This window comes from Streptomyces canus (assembly GCF_030816965.1).
GTDB classification, from domain to species: domain Bacteria; phylum Actinomycetota; class Actinomycetes; order Streptomycetales; family Streptomycetaceae; genus Streptomyces; species Streptomyces canus_E.
In genome coordinates this window covers 1,529,900-1,548,672 of sequence record NZ_JAUSYQ010000002.1, presented here as the reverse complement: position 1 = coordinate 1,548,672, position 18,773 = coordinate 1,529,900, and the positions used below count along the sequence as shown (strand labels likewise).

The 18,773-nt window shown below is 70.8% G+C and carries 11 protein-coding genes and 3 pseudogenes; 8 read left to right on the top strand and 6 right to left on the bottom strand.

The window, feature by feature from the left end; translation table 11 throughout:
* Positions 1-435: 435 nt before the first annotated feature.
* Together QF027_RS08095 and QF027_RS08090 are read left to right on the top strand one after the other, a co-directional pair.
* Complete coding sequence (locus QF027_RS08095) at positions 436-807, top strand: hypothetical protein (protein ID WP_307073675.1); 372 nt, start codon at positions 436-438, stop codon at positions 805-807.
* 31 nt (positions 808-838) lie between these two features.
* Positions 839-1,045, top strand: a complete 207-nt coding sequence (locus tag QF027_RS08090; protein ID WP_306984730.1) for a hypothetical protein — start codon at positions 839-841, stop codon at positions 1,043-1,045.
* A gap of 144 nt (positions 1,046-1,189) precedes the next feature.
* On the opposite strand, the gene QF027_RS08085 is transcribed toward QF027_RS08090, so the two are convergent.
* The 4 genes and pseudogenes from QF027_RS08085 to QF027_RS08070 form a co-directional block, all read right to left on the bottom strand.
* Complete coding sequence (locus tag QF027_RS08085) at positions 1,190-1,609, bottom strand: hypothetical protein (RefSeq protein ID WP_307073673.1); 420 nt, start codon at positions 1,607-1,609, stop codon at positions 1,190-1,192.
* 906 nt (positions 1,610-2,515) lie between these two features.
* A pseudogene (locus tag QF027_RS08080) lies at positions 2,516-3,181 on the bottom strand (response regulator).
* Positions 3,178-4,374, bottom strand: a complete 1,197-nt coding sequence (locus tag QF027_RS08075; protein WP_307073671.1) for a sensor histidine kinase — start codon at positions 4,372-4,374, stop codon at positions 3,178-3,180. Before QF027_RS08075 ends, QF027_RS08080 begins: the two are co-directional and overlap by 4 nt.
* Positions 4,375-4,486: 112 nt before the next feature.
* On the bottom strand, positions 4,487-5,632 hold the full coding sequence (locus tag QF027_RS08070; protein WP_307073670.1) for an ABC transporter substrate-binding protein: 1,146 nt from the start codon (positions 5,630-5,632) through the stop codon (positions 4,487-4,489).
* Between the two features lie 218 nt (positions 5,633-5,850).
* On the opposite strand from QF027_RS08070, the pseudogene QF027_RS50015 reads away from it, so the two are divergent.
* From QF027_RS50015 to QF027_RS49560, 3 genes and pseudogenes are all read left to right on the top strand, one after another.
* Positions 5,851-5,990: pseudogene (locus tag QF027_RS50015) on the top strand (IS256 family transposase); the annotation flags it as partial.
* A gap of 68 nt (positions 5,991-6,058) precedes the next feature.
* The gene (locus QF027_RS08065) at positions 6,059-6,367 is read left to right on the top strand and encodes an acyl carrier protein (protein WP_307073668.1); all 309 of its coding nucleotides are present in this window, start codon (positions 6,059-6,061) and stop codon (positions 6,365-6,367) included.
* A 94-nt stretch (positions 6,368-6,461) separates the two neighbouring features.
* Positions 6,462-6,632: pseudogene (locus tag QF027_RS49560) on the top strand (FAD-dependent oxidoreductase); the annotation flags it as partial.
* A 363-nt stretch (positions 6,633-6,995) separates the two neighbouring features.
* Here QF027_RS49560 and QF027_RS08055 read toward each other — a convergent pair.
* A complete protein-coding gene (locus QF027_RS08055; protein WP_307073666.1) occupies positions 6,996-8,486 on the bottom strand; it encodes an MFS transporter in 1,491 nt (496 codons plus the stop codon).
* 158 nt (positions 8,487-8,644) lie between these two features.
* On the opposite strand from QF027_RS08055, the gene QF027_RS08050 reads away from it, so the two are divergent.
* Positions 8,645-9,214, top strand: coding sequence for a TetR/AcrR family transcriptional regulator (locus QF027_RS08050; RefSeq protein WP_306984746.1), 570 nt, complete (start codon positions 8,645-8,647; stop codon positions 9,212-9,214).
* Positions 9,215-10,128: 914 nt separating this feature from the next.
* Here the strand turns inward: QF027_RS08050 and QF027_RS08045 are convergent.
* Positions 10,129-10,494, bottom strand: coding sequence for a VOC family protein (locus QF027_RS08045; RefSeq protein ID WP_306984748.1), 366 nt, complete (start codon positions 10,492-10,494; stop codon positions 10,129-10,131).
* 323 nt (positions 10,495-10,817) lie between these two features.
* Between QF027_RS08045 and QF027_RS08040 the strand changes: the two genes are divergently transcribed.
* Positions 10,818-17,852, top strand: coding sequence for a non-ribosomal peptide synthetase (locus tag QF027_RS08040; protein WP_307073664.1), 7,035 nt, complete (start codon positions 10,818-10,820; stop codon positions 17,850-17,852).
* The gene (locus QF027_RS08035; RefSeq protein ID WP_306984752.1) at positions 17,849-18,763 is read left to right on the top strand and encodes a polyketide synthase dehydratase domain-containing protein; all 915 of its coding nucleotides are present in this window, start codon (positions 17,849-17,851) and stop codon (positions 18,761-18,763) included. Before QF027_RS08040 ends, QF027_RS08035 begins: the two co-directional genes overlap by 4 nt.
* Positions 18,764-18,773 lie beyond the last annotated feature (10 nt).

Sequence of the window (18,773 nt, the reverse complement as noted above, 5' to 3'; positions counted from 1 at the left end):
TATGGCGGGAGCGTTGCCGCCGTGGCAGTCGGCAACCAGCCAGTGGTCCTCCCCATGGCCACCCTGATCTGCGAGCCTGTCGCGACTCGCCGTGGTAGGAGCGTCCGTCAATGGGTGTGGGCGGCCCGGCTGGAATGCCTGAGCCTTAACAGGCCCGTTGCTGCACGGCGGTCGTCGGCGATCGGGTGGGTATCCCCGATCATGAGAGCCCTACCGTGCCCCCGGTGGCAGTACGACGAGCGCCGGCACACGACGCTGCAGCCACGGTGTTGGGACTGCTGCAGTGTTGGGTGACACCTGACGGCGACGGCACCGCTGAGGCACGGGCGGCACCGCGGTCCACGCGACGAAGGCGCCTGCGGAACGATCTGTTCCCGCCAGGCGCCTTCGACTTGCCCGGCACGGCGGTCTGGACGGCAGGGGCAGGTGGCCGGGATGAGCGGGCGGCGGGTGACGATCCTGGTGACGTCGGGCGTGGTGGCGGTGCTGGCGGCCGTGTTCGCCGTGCTCCGCTGGGACGACGCCGACAAGATCGCTTCTGCGGTGTCCGCGCTAGCCGGAGTGGCCGCCGTCGGGATCGGCGTGTGGGCGGGTCTCGCAGCGGGCGGGTCGGACTCCGTGCGACCGCGTCCGGCGGTGCTGCGGGTGTCGGGCACCGGACGGGCCGTCGCCGGACCCGGCGGGCGCGCGAACACCGGAGTCGTGGCGCAGGGCGGCTCGCTGCCGTCGGAGGTCCGGGTGGAGGACTCCGGCGAAGCCGACGCGTCCGGCGGCGGTGACGCCGATACCGGGGCCAGGCTCGAGTGAGGGCGCGGACACGTCTGACGGGCAGGGGGAAGTGACGGACTCCCGACTCGTGAAGGCCCAGGTCCGCAACTCCGGGGACGCTCACGCGGAACCCGGCGGCCTTGCCGTCACCGGAGTGCTGGTCGGCGATGTGTACCTGAGTCGGCCCGCCGCGACCGCGCGCTCGTCCTACCGGTACCAGGTGGAGCAGGTGTTCCCCTGGACCTCGTGGGCCGCGAGGACGAGCTGGCTGAACTAGCCCGTTTCTGCAAGGCGGCGGAGGGTCCCGCGTACCAGTGGTGGCAGGGCCCCGCGGGGGCCGGGAAGTCCGCGCTCATGGCGTGGTTCGTCCGGCATCCGGCGTCAGGCTCGTCTCCTTTTTCGTCACGGCCCGCTGGTTCGGTCAGAGCGACTGGACGGCGTTTCTGCGCGTGGTCGTCGAGGCGGCCGGGCAGCCGATGCCCGACCTGTCGGCCGAGGCGGCCCCCGCCGGTGTCTTCCACCGGCTGCTGGAGGCTGCCGCCGCGTCCTGCGCCCAGGCGGGCGAGCGGCTGGCGCTCGTCGTGGACGGGCTGGACGAGGATCGGGGTGTGACGGCGGGCCCCGGCGAGCACAGCATCGCGGCGCTGCTCCCCGCGAACCCGCCGCCCGGCGTGCGCGTCCTGGTCTCGGGCCGGCCCGACCGGCCCGTGCCACGGGACGTCCCGTCGTCGCACCCGTTGCGCTCGCCCGAAGTCGTACGACCGCTCGCAGTCTCGGCGCAGGAGGCGTGTGTCCGGGGCCGGGTGCGGTCGAGCGCGACGAGAATGTTCTCGCGGACCATCAACTGCCCGAACAGGCGCAGGTTCTGGAAGGTGCGGGTACCGCGATATCAGCGCCAAGTGCTACCACGACTGGGGCAACTTCTCCCCGGCCACCGACGACGACCGAGTGCTCCTCCACACCCGGACCGCAGGCCCCCGCCACGCGAACCTTGGCGCCGCACTCGGCACCGGACTCAACCCCCTCCGCTCGCCGACCCCAACGTCGTTACAGAACGCTCTCGTAAAGATGGGCGCGAAGAATGGCTTCACCGCCGACTGGACGGAAGGCGTCACCCAACTCTCCACACCCGCACGGCCCTTCTGGTACAACGCGGTCTCCCTCGCGCGGGTCACGGCCGACACCTGGCAGCGCCTCGCCCCGATAGCCGGCCCCGCCCCGAAGCACGGCGGCACCCGGGCCGCGTCCACGTCGTCCAGGACGGCACCGCCCACCAGACCAGGCGCTCCTCCTGACCGATGCCGAAGCCGCCGACTGGGCTCACCGCCACGGCGGACGGAGAGACCTGACCGCGAGCGGCGAGTGTGAGCGGGGATGTGAGGGCGACTCGGCAGGGGAGGGGTTGGGGGAGACAGCCTCTCGGGCTCTTCGCCGTCCATGGTCGGCGAAGAGCCCCTCCCGACACCCCACGTGATCTTCGCGCCGTCCTGAGGGTGTCTTGCTGTTCCAGTCGGGGGCAGGCGTACCGGAAAGCCTGCCCCTATACGGAGAACCCGTCATGACGACCGGCTCCTTCGGTGGGCCTGCCGCGGCGGTCGCCGCCCACCTCACCGCCGCCGACCACGGCCGCCCGTGCCGTTTCGCTGCGCGTGCCGGCTCACTACTGCGGGATGTACGGACTGGGGCCGACTCACGACTCGTTCCGTCCGGCGGTTGAGGGTCCGCTGAGGACGGTGCCAGGTCAGGCTCAGCTGAGTTCGATCAGGCCGAGTCGGACCGCTTCTGTGACGGTGCCGGCGCGGTTTCCCGTGCCGAGCTTGCGGTAGATGCGGACCAGATGGGTCTTGACCGTGGCCTCAGCCAGATACAGGGTGCCGGCGATCGTCCGGTTGCTGTGTCCATGAGCCAGGAGCCGGACGACCTCGATCTCGCGCTCGCTCAGCAGTGGGCCCGGCGCGGTCGGATCGCCGACGAACTGTGCCGCGGCCTCCGGTGCCAGCGCCATGCCTCCGGCCGCCGCGGCGCGTACGGCGCGGAACAATTCCTCGGGCGGCCCCGCCTTGAGGACGTATCCGCGCGCTCCGGCCTCCACAGCTCGCAGGACGTCGGCCTGGTGGCCATGGCTTGTGAGTATGACGACTCGGGGAGGGGTGGGGGTGGCCAGGATCCGGCGGGTCGCCTCGATGCCGTCGATGACGCTGCCTGCCGCGCCGGTGTCCGACAGCCGGAGGTCCATCAGCACCACATCGGGGCCGAGTCGTTCCACCTGCTGCACAGCGTCGGTACCGTCGCCGGTCTCGCCGACGACGGTGAAGCCGGGTTCGCTCTAGAGGAGGGCGCGCAGGCCGGCCCGTACGACCGTGTGGTCGTCCACGATCACGATCCGCAGCGACGGGCTGGAGGTCTCGCTCATCGCGTGCCCACCGGGACTCGGTCCTCGGCTCGCAGGGCCGCCCGTACGCGGGTGCCGTGTCCGGGCGTGCTGTCGATGCGGAAGGTGCCGCCGAACACACCCAGTCGGTCACGCGCCGCGGCCAGTCCGAATCCGCGACCGTTGCCGGTGGGCTGTAGCGCCATCGAGTCGAATCCCACTCCGTCGTCCAGGACCTCGACGGCCGCGGTCGCCGCGTCGCCGTAGGCCAGAGTGACGCGTACGTGTTGGGCCCGCGCGTGTTCGCACGCGTTGGCCAGAACGCTCTGTGTCACCCGCAGCAGGGCCACGGCCTGATCTGTCCGCAGGGAGCAGGGCTCGTGTTCGGTACGGAAGGTGATCGTGGGCGTGCCGACGGCGGAGCCGGTGCGGGTGCACAGGTCGCGCAGCGCCGCCTCCAGGCCGTCTCGCGCGAGCAGGGGTGGGGTGAGGTCGTCGATGATGCCGCGGGTCTGCGCGAGATGCTCGCCGAGAGCTCCGGTCACGGCCCGCACCTGCCGTCGGGCGACGTCGGGGCGACGGTCCCAGTCCCGGTCGGCGGCCTGGAGCAGCATGCGGCTGCCCGAGAGTTCCTGGGCGAGTGTGTCATGCAGGTCCCGCGCGATGCGGGCTCGTTCGCCGAGCCGCCCGGCCTCTCGCTGCTGTCGCGCCAACTCGCCTCGTGTGGTGGCGAGTTCGCGGGTCAGCCGCTGCTGGGCGCGGTAGAGGAGTACGGTCGCCCACAGGGCGGTGACCGGCGGAGCCAGCACATCGGGGTCGAAGCCGCCGCCGGCTCGCTGAAGGGCCGAGACCAGCAGTGCGGTGAGGACACCGAGCGCCGTGGCCCGTGCCGCGCGAGTGGGCATGCGCAGTGCCAGGACGGCGAGCGGTACGGCCAGCCACGCGTACCCGAAGGTGAGCTGTGCCGGGAGGCTCCAGGCCACCCAGGACCACAGCAGCAGGAGGAGACCGAGCCAGGCCGGTCGCGCCCAGCGCTCCAGCCGGTCCCACCAGGCCAGCCCGGCCGCGTACAGCAGGGCCAGCGCGGCCGTGGGCGGCGCGATGTGCCAGCACAGCTCGTGGTTCAGCTCGAAGAGCCGCACGAGGGTGCCGACCACGGCGACCAGGAACACCAGGTGTGGGAGATTCCGTGCGGAGCCGGATGGCCGGCGTACGGCGAGCGCGGTGACGGGCACGGCTGCGGCTCCCTGGGGCGGGCCGGGCGAAGGTGACAACAGGTCAAGAAGTCTAAGCCGTGACCTGTTTGATCGCTGTAAACGCCCCGGTGGTGCCGTGCCCGCGCTGACGTCAGCTCCCCGGGTGCAGACCGGGCCAGCCCGGCGACGGGTCGCCCTTGACCTCGCCGAAGTAGAGGGAGAACGTCTGCCGCAGCCGCTCGGCCGCGGCGCGGTCCTCCATGAACCTGGGGAAGCCGTCGACGTGGGCGTTCGGGAACTCCCACACCGGCTTCAGGCCGGCGTACGGCGTGACGTCCGTCCGCACCGACCAGCCGTTGCGGCTGGCCGCCTGGCGCTCCTCGGAGAGCTGCCAGTTCACGTACAGCTTGGCGGCGGCAGGGTGCGCCGCCTTCTTCAGGATCGCGGCCCGTTGCCCCCAGGCCATGAAGGGATGGTCGCCGGTCGGTAGGACCCACTTCACCGTTGTCGACGTGGAGACCGCGCTGCCCCCCGCGCCCACTCCGATGGTCTTCGTCTTGCCGTTGACCGCGGCGCCCGGGGTGTTCGTGCCCCGGGCGAACTGGGGCTGCTGCGCGGCGAACCTCGCCACCCAGTCCCAGCCGTACTTCTGCTGGTAAAGGGAGTAGAGGTACAGCACCGCGTCGTCGTCGTTCGGGTAGGAGGAGGCGATGGCGCCCTTCCAGCGCTCGTCGAGCAGGTCCAGTGGCGTCCTGGGCGCGTTCGCCCCGGCCGCCTGGATGTCGTACATGAAGCTGAAGGCGATGACGAACAGCGCCGTCCACGCGCCGTCCGGGTCCTTGAAGCCCTTGTGGATCTGTGAGAAGCCTGCGGGCTTGTAGCGCAGCAGTTTGCCCTCGCGCTTCCAGCGGGTGAAGTCCTGGAGCGTCTGCAACTGGACGACGTCGGGGACCAGGGTGTCGGTCGCGAGCTGGTTGTCCACGCGGACGTCGTGGTACTTGCTGTAGTCCACGGAGACCGTCAGCGGGATCTTCGGGAAGCGGGCGGCCCAGTCGGTCCGTAGCCCGGCTGCCTGGGCGTCGACGTCCCCGCCCTGGTAAAGGACGAGCTTGCCGCCTTCGGCGATGGCCGCCTCGTAGAGCTCGTCGAGGGAGCGAGTCTCCTCGCGGACACCCGCCAGCGGGGCGCCGACGGGGTCAGCCGCCTGAGCGTTGGTCGCGACGGCCGCGGCGGCACCGCCGAGAGCGACACCGGCTCCGGTGGTGAGCAGCCGCCGCCTGCTGAAGTTACTGGGCATCGTGGGGGTCCTCCTGGTGGTTCCGCCGCCAGATTCCGTACGAGGCGGCGCACCAATCCTGCCGATGAACCGCGTTGTTCCGCGTCATCCGAAGGCTGTCTCCGGGTTCAATCGTTCGGTTGAACGGTCACGGTGGGTGCCGTCGGAAGGGCGCGAGCAGTTTCGTTGACCCGCTGGATGTTTCGGTACCAGTTGAAGGCTCCGCTGAACGCCTGCACGCGGTGCTGGCCGAACTCCACGACGAATGGCAGGTCTTCGACCGCCGCTACCTGTCCGAGCCTCCATGGCCGAGCTCTTCACCACCACGCCAACCGAACCCGAACCCGAGATCACCCCACAACCGGAACCGAAACAGCTGGAGGCCGGAATCATCCGCTGCTGCGCGACCTGTTCGACCCGGCATCGGGGGACCACGGTGTCGGCACCGTGGACGGCAACAACCGGCTCACCACGCATATGACCGGACTGCCGGCAGAGGCACGCCGGAGCGCGCTGCTGTCGCTGGTGCGCAGGAGCACGGCGTTCGCGCTCGGGCACAGCACCATCGACGCGGTGCCCGAGGACGTGGCCTTCGTGGAGCTGGGGCTCACTTCGTTCACGGCCTTCGAACTACGCAGCAGCCTCGTCGAGGTCACGGGCATCGAGCTGCCGCTCTCGGAGATCTTCGAGCACCCCAGTCCGTCGGTGCTCGCGGGCTACCTGCATGCGGCGTTCGAGCGCTTGACCGCCGCCTGAAGGGCATCGGCCGAAGGGATGCGGCGGGTCCGAGGACATCAAGGACGCGAGGACAGTCAGGAAGGGAGTGAGGGGCATCGTGGATGCCGCTGCCATGAAGGTCGACGTCGATGTGGTGGTCGTCGGAGGAGGGCCCGTCGGATTGTTCCTGGCAGCCGAACTCGGGCTGGCCGGAGCCTCCGTGATGGTCGTCGAGAAGCTCGACCGGCTCAGCCGCGCCGACAGTCCCGCACTGCGTGGAGTCACCACGCGCACGATGCGCACCCTCGTCCTGCGCGAGCTGGACAGGCCGGTCGTCCAGGCCGCCGAGCAGGCCCTGCACGGGTTGATCAGCCGGGCGACCGGCGTGGACGCGCAGCAGGCGCCGCACCGGGCGGTGGGCGGCCAGGTCACCTCCACGACCCTGGGCAGCGGCGGGGTCACCAAGGGGCACATCGGCATGGTCCCGCTGACCGATCCGGCCGGTGAGTTCACTGAGGTGGCTCTGCTGCCGGTGCCGTACGCCGCTCTGCGGGAGGTGTTCGCGCCGCCCTTAAAGTCGGTCGACCGCGCACGGTTCCGAAAACGCCGGCTGGGGCGCCCCTGTCACAGGGACGCCCCAGCGGTGCGGAGCACCGGGGGAGAGTGCTCACGCCTTGGCGGCGGGCTTGGGTACGCGGATCACCAGCAAGGCGACGGCCAGAGCACAGCCGACGAAGACGATGCTGCCGGTGAAGGCGCTGCGGACCCCTGCCGTCACCACCTGGTGCACCGCGTCGACGCCCGTGCCGGCGTGTTCGGCGGCGTCGTCGGCGGACGTGCCGTACACGGTGACCAGGATGGCCAGCCCCAGCGCACCGCCCAGCTGCATCATCGTCTGAAGCACGCCGGAGGCCGCCCCGGCGAGTTGCTGGGGAATGCCGCTGAGCACCGTCACATTCGTGGGCATCAGGCAACAGCCCGCCCCGATGCCGAAGAGCAGCATCGGACCGAGCACGCCTGTGAGGTAGCTGTCGGAGACCGAGATGGTGCTGAGCCAGATCGCCGTGACGGTCATCAGCAGGGCTCCGGCCACCATGAACCGCTTCGCGCCGTGCTTGGGCAGCATCTTCGGCACCGCTCGGGCCACGATGAACATGCCCAGCGTCATCGGCAGGAAGGCGAGGCCGGCCTGGATCGGGGAGAACTCCAGGACGTTCTGGATGAATTGGCTGAGGAAGTAGAACAGGCTGAGGATGGTCGCCGTGAACATCAGCATGTTGGTGTAGGCGGCCGTGCGGGTGCGCTCCGAGAACAGCTGGAACGGGACGATGGGCTGGGCGGCTCGGCGCTCGGCCACCAGGAACGAAACGAGCAGGACCACGGCGGCGGCGAAGCAGGTCAATGACACCGCGTTGCCCCAGCCCTCGGAGGGCACCCGGATGAGCCCGTACACCAGGGCCGTGACACCGGCGGTACCGGTGATCGTCCCGACGAAGTCGAAGCGGCCCGAGTGCGAGGGGGTTTCCCGGATGCACATGGGGGCGAGCACTGCCACCGCGAGACCGATGGGCACGTCGACGAACTGGATCCACCGCCACGACGCCAGGGAGGTGAGGATGCCGCCCAGGATCAGACCGAGCGAGGTTCCGGTGGCCGCGGTGGCGGAGTAGATGCTCAGCGCCCGGTTGCGGGGCGCGCCCTCCTCGAAGTTGCTGGCGATCAGGGCGAGAGTGCCCGGCGCAGCCATCGCCGCGCCCACTCCCTGCAACGCCCGGGCCGTGACCAGCAGCCACGGCGCGTCGGCGATGCCGCCGAGCAGTGACGAGGCAGTGAAGATCACGGTGCCCACGACCAGCACCCGGCGTCGGCCGAACATGTCGCCCATGCGGCCGCCAAGCAGCAGAAGGCCGCCGAAGGCCAGCAGATAGGCGTTGATCACCCACGACAGGCCGACGGGGGAGAAGCCCAACGCTTCCTGGATGCTGGGCAACGCGATGTTCACGATCGTGGAGTCGATGGCCACCATGAGGTAGCAGGTCACGATGACCGTGAGGGCGAGAGCGGGGCGGTTCGGCTGTGACGGCGCGGTCGCCGACTGCCCCGATGCACTCGGCTCGTCCTTCGCGGGCGGCGAGCCGATGGTGTTCTGGTTGGACATGCTGCTCCTTGGAGGACAGGGGCGATGGGGCTGCGCACTGTCGCCGACGCCGACAGGCCGGAGCGGGAGACTGCCGGCCGGGCGTTCACTCAACGAGCGTAGAGTCAAGCGCCGCTCAGGGTCAACTTGTGTTGAGCGAAGCGGTTAGAATCGATGGTGTGAGTACCGAAGAGCCCCCGCTCTCGCGAGCTGAGCGACGCCGCTTGACCGAACAGCGCATCCTGGACTGCGCACGTCAGTCGTTCGGCGAGCTCGGTTACGACCGTGCGACGATCCGAGTCATCGCCAGAGCGGCCAAGGTCGACCCCGCGCTGGTGATGCAGTACTTCGGCAACAAGGAGAACCTCTTCAGGCAGGTGGTCCGGCTCGACGCCGCGGGGTCCGCCCCTGAGTCCGCAGACCCGCTCATCGCGCAGCTCATGGCAGGCCTCGGCGTGAAACTTGCGGGCATGCCCGCCCCCTCGCTGGCCATGCTCCGTTCCATGCTCACGCATCCGGACATGGCGGCCGAGATGCGCGAGACGTTCGACCGCCAGATCAAGCAGGTGTCCGCGGTCGTGGAAGGGGAGGACGCCGAGCTGCGGGCCGCCTTGCTGATCATGGCCAACCTGGGCGTCGTCGTCGGCAAGCACCTGCTCGAGCTGGGACCGCTGCGCGACACTCGGCCGGAGCGGATCATCGAGCTGCTCGACCCCTGTTTCAGGGCCTTGGTGGACCCCGCGCCCTGATGGCACACGGCCGCCCGTCCAACCGGTGGATCAGACAAAGCGGTCCACGTGGAGCGCCCGGGCCGAGTCGTCCGCGTCACGGGTGAGGCGTGGGCCCCCGCGCTGCCGGGCGTCGTTGCCGGAGGGCACTGACTACTACATCGCGGCCCGACGTGGAGCGAATCGCCGAGCAGATCAGGCGCTTCCTCCAAGCAGAGCCGGAGGAAGTCCCGGCGTGAGGCACCTGGCGCTGTTGGGTGTGCCGCGAACGGCTTACTCCCTGCGCGAAGCGGTGGTTCAGGCCCGGTTACGGGGCTTCGACGGAGTGCTGGTCGAGCCTGGCTGGTGCGCGGAGAGTGCGGACAACAACAGGCCGGTCAGAGCGGTGAGTTGCTCGCCGTCTAGTACAGGCTCAGGTTTTTGTCCGATGACGCCCAGGCGCGTTTGCCGGCGGCCTCCAGTAGTCGTGCCCCTTGTCGGTGATGTGGAGTTCCGCGGTGTGGCCGCGGCCGGGGAAGCTTCTGCGTTCGACGGCCCCGCGCCGGCACTCCGGCGCCGCGCGCTGCCGCCCCTCCGGTTTCGGGGCTGTGCTCACGACGACGTCGGCGTGGAATGAGGCCGGCCTGCTCGCGGAGCAGCACTGGTCGGTGCACTGGCCAACACGGTGGTCAGCTCCTCCGACGTCATCATCCGGGCCGCTGCCCGCGTCCTGGCCGACCGGCTCCACGCCTCTGAGCTGGTGTGCACCGGCGAAGCACGGCATCACCACCACGGCACGACAGAACCGTGAGGTCGCCGCCGCCGTCGCGTGCCCGTCAGGACGGGTAACCGCACCGCCGTCGACGCAGCCCCCGGAGTGCTGGATGATGGTGGACTGCGCCTTCGGCCAGGTGCTAGACGCCTCTCAGCCCCGTCGGCTTCGCCGGGGCCGGCTCTCAGCTACGAGGGCAGATGCAGAACAGGTGCCCCGCCGGGTCGGCCATGACGCGCCATTTGCCGTCACCCGGCTGGAACGAGACCTTCGTGGCGCCCGCGGCGACCGCTGAGGCCTCGCCCGTGTCCAGGTCGTCCACGTAGAAGTCCAGGTGGAACTGTTTCGAGGGTTCTCCGTCGGGCCATGACGCCGGGCTGTGGTTCTCCTTGCGCTGGAACAGCATGGTGGGCCCGCCCTCCACGGACATGGCGGCTCCCTCCGGCGCACTGTATGTGACCTTGCCGCCCGTGAGCGTGGCGTAGAACTCGGCGAGGGCAGGGGGGTCCGGACAGTCGAGGTTGATCCCGATGAATTCCGCGACAGTCATACACGCTCCTTCAGTTGGGTTGGCGACGGTCCGACCATGATCGGCCCGGAGCCGAAGACCAAGAGTTTAGGGGCTGATCGCGGCTGTCGTAGGAATACCGGGCGTATTCACGCACCTGTTCGCAATCGTTCGAGCAAACGGTTCCCCAGGGACCGCCCGGCTCTACCGACGCTGCTCAAAAGTGGGCGGTGATCCGCCGTGCGCGGTGGCGTACTGAGGGCTGACCAGCCATCCCCGTGGAGGGCAGTCCAGGCCCAGCCGGTGGGCGGGGCCGGAAACCGGGTGTGGCACGTCCCGCCCGTTTCGCGTCGTGGGGAGAGACCGTGGAGTCCGACAGTTGGGACGAGGAGACCTCGCAGGCCGGGCACGGATCGGGCGCGCCGGATGCGGGGGGCCCGCCGCGGACCGACAGTCAGCCGGTTGCCCCGGAACTGAGGGGGCTGCTCGCCGAGGTACGCCCGGACCAGGCGCCCGAACTGCCCGAGGGCAGCTTGCGGGCCTGGGGGCTCTCGTCTCTGGCTCTCACCCGCCTGCTGCTGGGGATGCGGCGCGCGTTCGGCGTCGACGACCTCGACATCGTGACGCTTGCCGAAGCGGACCTGAAGGACCTTCAGGAGCTGGTCGGTCAGGTAGAGAGACGCGAGGATTCCCGAGAGCCTCAGTCGGTGCCTCGACTCGGCGATGACGAGGCCGACTTCAGCCTGACATCCCTGCAAGAGGCATACGTCGTGGCCAAGCAGGAAGGCGCGGCCGATCCTGCCGGCTGCCACCTCTACCGCGAGTTCCGGGTCGCCGGTCCAGACCCCGCCCGGCTGGAGAAGGCATGGCTCGCGGTGGTGCGGCGTCACGCCATGCTGCGTACCGTCGTCGGACAGGACGGCACGCAGCGCACACTGGCCGATCCGCCGCCCTGGCAGTTCCCGGTCCACGACCTCACGGAACTCGACGAGGCGACGGCGGCCCGGTCCGTCGCGGACGTACGGGAGCGGTTGTCGCACCGCTGCTACCGGCCCGATGCCTGGCCGCTGTTCGCCGTCGAGGTGTCCCTGCTGCCCGGCGGAGTCGGCATCATCCACCTCAGCCTGGACACCGTGGTCACCGACGCGCACGGATTCGCCCTCGTCCTTCAGCAATGGAAGGCGGAGTACGAAGGCCGAGGGGTGGTCGATGTCAGGGACGAGCGGGCGGACGACGCCGTGACGGTCGCGTCCTGTGTCCGATCGCTCCTCGCCGAACGGACAGGGCCACGGCACGCGGAGGACCTGGACTACTGGGTGCGGCTGGGCGAAGTGGCCTCTGGCCCTCCTGACATCGTTCTGGAGCCCGCGGCCGCTTCGGGCGCCGGCGACACTCACGAGCAGATGCCGCGAACGCGCCGTCCCCTCGACGGCATGCTGGACGCGGCAGCGTGGCGGCAACTGACGCGGCTGGCTGACGAGTGGGACGTGTCGCCCACGGCCCTGGTACTCACTTGCTTCGCCGAGTCGCTGGTGAGGGCCGGGGCCAAGGCCCCCTTCACCCTTCTGCTCACGAGTAGTGACCGGCCGCGGCTGCCGCGCGCCGCGGACGAACTGGTCGGGCCCTTCACCTCGACGCTCGTTCATGACGTCACCTACATGGATCAGCCCTCGCCGGCCGAGGCCGCGCGCGCGGCCAACCGCCTGCTGGGCGAACAGTTGCGGCACGGCGGCGTGTCCGGTGTGGAGGCGGCGCGGGCCGTACGCGCTGCCACCGGACGCCAACCCGCCGCCCTGCCCGTTGTGTTCACCAGCCTGATCGGCGTCGGGCCGGGGGAGGGTGTGGCGGGCGGCTTCGGCGCCGACACGGTCTACGGGGTCAGCCAGACCAGCGGGGTCGCCCTCGACCATCAGATGTGGGAGCAGGACGGCGGTCTGCGCTTCCGCTGGGACGTGGATGACACACGATTCGCCACCGGGACCGCCGACATCGCCTTCGCGGCGTTCCATACGGCCCTGTCCGCGCTCGGCCCGGCCGCGACGGACGAGCGGAAGGGCACGGAAGGCAGTGGCCAGTGGAGCGAGCTGCCGCCGCGCGATCTCCAACAGGCGTACATGGTCGGCCGGACGGTCACGGAAGACGCGGCGGAGGCCGAGGGCTGTCAGTGCTACCAGTCGTACGAGGTTGAGGCGCTCGACCTCGTACGACTCGACAGAGCCCTGCGACGGCTCGTCGAGCGCCACGACGCTCTGCGGACGCAGACGGACGGGGCGCGGCTGCGCGTCCGCCCCCGGGGAGCGGGCACGCTGCACATCCCCGTCATCGACCTCGACGCCGACGCCGACGCGAACGAGGCGGACCTCGCCCGTATCCGCACCGAGATGACCTCCCGCCCCTTCCCTCTCGGCCGCTGGCCGCTCATCGACGTACGGGTGACCCGCGACCCCACGGGGAAGCACACCGTGCACTGCGCGATGGACCTGCTCGTCGGTGACGGCCGCTCCATCCACCTCCTGTTTCGCGAACTGTGGCGGTTGTACGCCGAAGGGGACGGCCCGGCCGTGCCCGCACTCGCCACCGCCCCACCGGACACGGCCCGGTACGTACGCGGTGGTCGACGCGGCAGAGCGGCCGCGCACTGGCGTGAACGGCTGGCGACCGTGCCGCCGGGTCCTGTGCTGCCACGCACGGAAGTCGTCGGACGCAGTGGCCGGCGCCGGCTGTCCGGCACGTTCACCGGATACCGGGAGTTTGCCAGGCGCGCCGCCGTGCGCGGTGTGACGGTCGACGACATCGTGTTCGCTGCCCTCACCGCCGCGCTCTCGGAGGAGATCACGGACCCGTACGCGTTGTCGGTCGTCCTGTGGCCGGAACAGTCGGAACGCCACCGTCCCGCGGAGGAGTCCTTCCTCGACTGGCTGTCCGCCCCGCCCCGGGGAACACCGCTCCAAGAGGCAGCCCGGTCAGCCCGTCTGCAGATCACCGCCGACCTGGCTCACCGGAGCGCCTCCGGGCTCGCCGAACTGAGCCGCAGGGCGCTGCGGGACCGTTCGGTCACCCTCTCCTATCCGGTGGTGCTGACGGCACTCGTGGACCTGACCCGCCACCCGCTGCCGGAAGGGGTGACTCAGGGCAAGTGGCTGACCAGTACGCCCGGTTGCGATCTCGACGTCGTCTGCGTTGCCGAGGCCGACACCCTCTCCTACGCGTGGGACCTGGCACCCGGCGTGCTCGGGGGCGGGCTCGACGAGAAGCTGTTCGCCCTCTTCGAGGCAAGCGTGCGCGCCTGGTCGGCCGAGGCAGCCGAGGAGGAGGAGCGGGCGAACGCGGACGCGGCGGTCGTTGTGGCCACGGGCGCGGAGCGCGAGGCCGTCCTGTACGGCTGGAACGTCACCGAGGCTTCCCCCGCCCCGGCCCTCGAAGGACCCATACATCTGCCGCTCGAACACTGGGCGCGGGTCTCGCCCGCGGCCGTGGCCGTGCGGGGCCGTTCGGGGAGCACGGTCGGTTACGGGGAGCTGAACCGCCGCGCCAACACCGTGGCATGGCGACTGCGCGCGGAAGGGGTCGAAGCGGGGGACGTGGTCGCCGTCCGCATGGACCGCGGTCCGGACCTCGTGGCCGCGCTGTACGGCGTGTTGAAGGCGGGCGCGGCCTACCTGCCCGTCGACACCGCGCTGCCCGCCGCCCGGGTGTCGGCGATGCTCGGTGCGGCGGGCGTACGCACCCTGCTGACCGCGCCGGGCACCGTCCCGCTGGACCCGCCCATGGCGCACCCCGTCCGCCGCATCGTCGTCGTCGACCCGGGACCCGACGCCGAAACCCATCCCCGGGCGGACGAGAATCCCGCGGCGGTGGCCTGCGCGGACGACACGGCATACGTTCTGTTCACCTCGGGCAGCACAGGGACGCCCAAGGGCGTGGAGGTCGCCCACCGGTCGGTGCACAACCTGATCGCCTTCTGTGCCCGGGACTTCGACCTCGTACCGCACGACACCGGGCTGGCCCTCACCTCGTTCGGCTTCGATCTGTCAGTGTTCGACCTGTTCGGGCTCCTCGGGCACGGTGCCTCGATCTACCTTGCCGACGAGGAGGAACAGCGCGACCCCCAATTGCTCGCCGACGTGCTGATGACCGAACCGGTGACGATCTGGAACTCCGCCCCCACCACACTGCACCAGCTCACCCCGTTCCTCCCGGACGCCGACGCCGGGCGGCTGCGACTGGTGATGCTGAGCGGTGACTTCATCCCGCTGTCGTTGCCGGGGCGGCTGACGGCCGCCTTCCCCGGCGTGCGGACGATCGCGCTGGGCGGACCGACCGAGACCACCGTCTGGTCCAACGTCTTCCCTGTGCGGGACATCGACCCCGAATGGCGTGCCATTCCCTACGGACGTCCCATCGATCGCTGCCGTCACTACGTCCTCGACTCCCGGCTGCGACCGTGCCCGCCGGGGACCGAGGGGGACCTGTACACCGCCGGCCGCTGTCTGGCACTCGGCTATGCGGGAGACCCCGAACTCACCATGGCGTCCTTCCCGCCCGATCCGTACACCGACGAACCCGGCGCCCGGATGTTCCGTACCGGGGACCGGGCTCTGTGGGACGCGGACGGCTGCCTGCACATCCGGGGGCGGACCGACGGCCAGGTCAAGATCCGGGGCCAGCGAGTGGAACTCGCCGAGGTCGAACACGTACTGCGCGCGGACAGCTCGGTCCGGGACGTGGTGGTGTCGGTGCGCGAACAGGGGGGAGACCAACTCCTGGTGGCGCACGTCATCCCCGCCGACGAGGAGAGCGGCGACGAGGGCGCGCTGCGTGAGCGTGCCGCGAAGGCGCTCCCGTCCTACATGGTGCCCAACTTCGTGGTGTTCGTACCGTCCTTCCCGGCCACCGCACACGGCAAGCTCGATCGCTCGGCCCTGCCCCTGCCGGTTCCGGAGCGGACGACTGAACCGCCGGAGCCCGAGGAGGGTCCGCCCGTAGAGCCGCCGTTGGTGGAGGAGATCGCCGCGGTCTTCGCGGAGGTCCTCGGTGTGCCGGCGATCGACACCGCCGAGGACCTGTGGGACCAAGGGGTCACCTCCTTCACCCTGGTGCAGGTCTCCGCCCGGCTGCTGCGCCGATACGGACAGCGAGTTCCCGTGGCGGCCCTGGTGGCCGATCCGACGGTGGCCGGGATCGCCCGCGTGGTCGGGCAACGCATCGGACGGGCGGATCCTGCAAAGACGTCGACGGCTACGGGACCGGGCACCGACAGGGCACCTGCAACCGGCCCGGCGAGCGGTACGCGGGGCGCGGCGCCGCGCCCCGGACCTGCACCGGAGCAAGTCGATCTGTTCTCGCCCGAGGAGCGGGACGCGTTCAAGGCCGCCAGGTGGAACCTGCGCCCGGCCGACGTGCGTGAGCCGGCCGTCGAACTGCCGGGACACGACGTGGACCCCGTTTGGTACACGTGGCGGGGCAGCAGGCGGGACTTCCTCGACGAGCCATTGCCCTCCGAGTCCCTGGCCCGGCTGTTGGCCCTGCTGAGCGACTCCGGGGGAAGCGGTGCGCACCGGCGACTGCACGCCTCCGCGGGGGACACCTACGCCGTCCAGACCTATCTCCACATTCGGGAGGGGGGCGTCGAGGGAATACCCGAGGGGATCTACTACCACCACCCCGTGGACCGCCGGCTGCACCTGGTGAACGCGGCGCCCCGGATCACCAGGAACGTCCACTTCCCCTACAACCGGCCGGTTTTCGACCGCTCCGGATTCGGGATCTATCTCATCGGCCAGACGAAGGGCATCACCCCGCTGTACGGGGAGGCCGCCGAGAACTTCCTGCTTCTGGAGGCCGGTTACATCGGACAGCTCCTCATGACGGGACAGGCCGGCTGCCGGGTCGGGCTATGCCCCGTCGGTACGATGACGTTCGACACCGTCAGGGACCAGTTCGCGCTGGACGACGGCCATGTGTTCCTGCACGCCTTGATGGGCGGACCCGTCGCGCACCAGCGGGCCGACCGGGCCCCCTTCACCGCCGGGTGGACGGGCGAAGCGGCTGTCGTGCCGACGGGGAAGCGGGTAGCCGTACTCGGCCCGGCCCCGGTCGGACGGCGCAAGGACGACACCGCCCAGGTCGTCGTCTCCGGAATGGCGGGAAGGTTCCCCGGCGCGGAGAACACCCGCGCCTACTGGCGCCGGCTCAGCTCGGGGCACTGCGCCACCGGGCTCGTACCCGAGGACCGCAGGGAGGCACTGGCAGCCGCGGAGCCCGGCCTACCGGGCGTGACCTCGGGGGGCTTCCTGCAGCGGCCCGACCGGTTCGACGCCCGTCGGTTCCGCCTGTCGCCGGCCGAGGCCGCGACCCTCGACCCGCAGGCACGCCTGTTGCTGGAGACCGTCTGGAACTGCCTGGAGGACAGCGGCCACACGCCCGCCTCACTGGCCGCAGAAGCTCCGCGCGTCGGCGTGTTCACGGCCACCATGTGGCACGACCAGCAGCTCGTGGGCGCGGACGCGTGGGCCGGCGGGGCACAGGCCAGCAGCGCCGCGCTCGCCTCCGACCTGCCCGCCAGGATCTCGCACTTCTTCGGGTTCGAAGGACCGAGCCTCGCGGTCGACACCTCCTGCTCCTCCTCCCTCACGGCCCTCCACCTCGCGGCGGAGAGCCTGCGGCGCGGCGAGTGCGACGCCGCCGTGGTCGGGGCCGCCAACCTGATCCTGCACCCGTACCACCTGGCCGCGCTGTCCGCGGCCGGACTGCTCACCGACTCCGCCGCCCCGGTGCGCGCATACGCCGCGGACAGCGGCGGCTGGTGCCCGGGGGAGGGGGTCGCGGCCGTTCTGCTGCGCCCGGCCGAACCGGCCCGGCGAGCGGGGGACGTCGTGCACGGCGTCTTGGAGGCGACCTGGGTCGGGCACTACGGCGGCCGCGGCCGCTACGGCAGCCCCGCGCCGAACGCCCTCGCGGCGTCCCTGCGCACCGTGCTCGACCGCGCCGGGGCCACGCCCGCAGACATCGGTTACGTCGAGTGCGCGGCCGCCGGTGCCGCCCTCGCCGACGTGGCCGAACTGGAGGCGCTGGCCGACGTGTTCGCCTCGTCCCCGACCCTCATCGGCACCGTCAAACCCAACATCGGCCACCTCGAAGGGGCGTCCGCCCTCTCCCAACTTCTCAAGGTGCTGCTCCAGTTGCGTCATCGGTCGATCGCGCCCACTCTCGTCGCCGAGCACCGCACCCCCCTTGTCGACTGGGACGGGCTGCCGCTGCGGATCGCTGACCGGCTCACCAACTGGCGGGCGAGAGGCGGCGACCCGGGGGTCCGGCGCGCCCTCGTCAACGCCGTCGGCGCCGCCGGATCGTACGCCCACGTGGTGCTGCGCGGCCCCGGCGCGGAAGAAGAGCGGTGACCGTGGCGGGCCACCCGGCGGCCGGACTCCCCGAGCAGTGCCGTCTCCTACTGCGGGACACCGACTTCATCCCCCGCGCCCACAGGGTGCACGGCGTCTCGGTCCTGCCGGGCGTCACTTTCCTCGACATGGTGCTGCGGGTCCTGCGCGCACGAGGCATCCCCCCTGCCTCAGCCGAACTGCGCAACATCGTCTTCGCCGAGGCGATCGCCACGGCTGAGGGCTTCGACCGCGACATCAGGCTCAGGTTCGGCCCATCGCAGGTCGTGGGGGAGAGCCGCTGGCTGGACGGACCGGAGCCCTTCGGGCCGTGGCGGGAGAACTTCCGCGCCGAGCTGCACCTCACGCCGCAGCCGGGAGGGGAGGAGTTCCCCCCGTGTCCCGAGGCGGTGTGCGCGACCGTCGGACACGGCGCGCCACGCGTCGGCACGATGGCCGAGATGTACGCCCACACCCGGGCCCGCAATATCCGGCACGGCCCCGCGATGACCTGCACCGGCACGCTCACCACCGGACAGGGAGAGCTACTGGCGGAACTCGCCCTGGCCGAGCCCGATCCGTATAGCGAGCGGTGGTTCCAGATGCACCCTGCCAAGCTCGACGCGGCGACCATCGTGGCCTACGCGCAGACGCGCACCTCGATCGCCGAGCCCTTCATCCCGATGTTCATCGAGCGGTTCCGCGCCCCGCGCCCCCTGCCGGGCCCCTTCACGGTCCACGTGCCGCGACGGGAGACGTTGACGCCGTCCGGTGAACTGTTCGACTCGGACCTGCTGCTCTACGACGAGAAGCGCCGCCCCGCCGCCCGGTTCGACCGGCTCACCTGCAAGCGCATCCGCGAAGCCGGTCTGATCGACCGGCTTTTGGAGGAGACCGTGGTGCGCAGGACCGGGGCCCGACCGGTCGGGTAGCCGTCAGAGC

Coding starts and splice junctions, on each gene's coding strand:
- QF027_RS08095 (WP_307073675.1), top strand. CDS start 436: ATGAGCGGGCGGCGGGTGACGATCCTGGTGACGTCGGGCGTGGTGGCG.
- QF027_RS08085 (WP_307073673.1), bottom strand. CDS start 1,609: ATGGTCCGCGAGAACATTCTCGTCGCGCTCGACCGCACCCGGCCCCGG.
- QF027_RS08070 (WP_307073670.1), bottom strand. CDS start 5,632: ATGCCCAGTAACTTCAGCAGGCGGCGGCTGCTCACCACCGGAGCCGGT.
- QF027_RS08055 (WP_307073666.1), bottom strand. CDS start 8,486: ATGTCCAACCAGAACACCATCGGCTCGCCGCCCGCGAAGGACGAGCCG.
- QF027_RS08045 (WP_306984748.1), bottom strand. CDS start 10,494: ATGACTGTCGCGGAATTCATCGGGATCAACCTCGACTGTCCGGACCCC.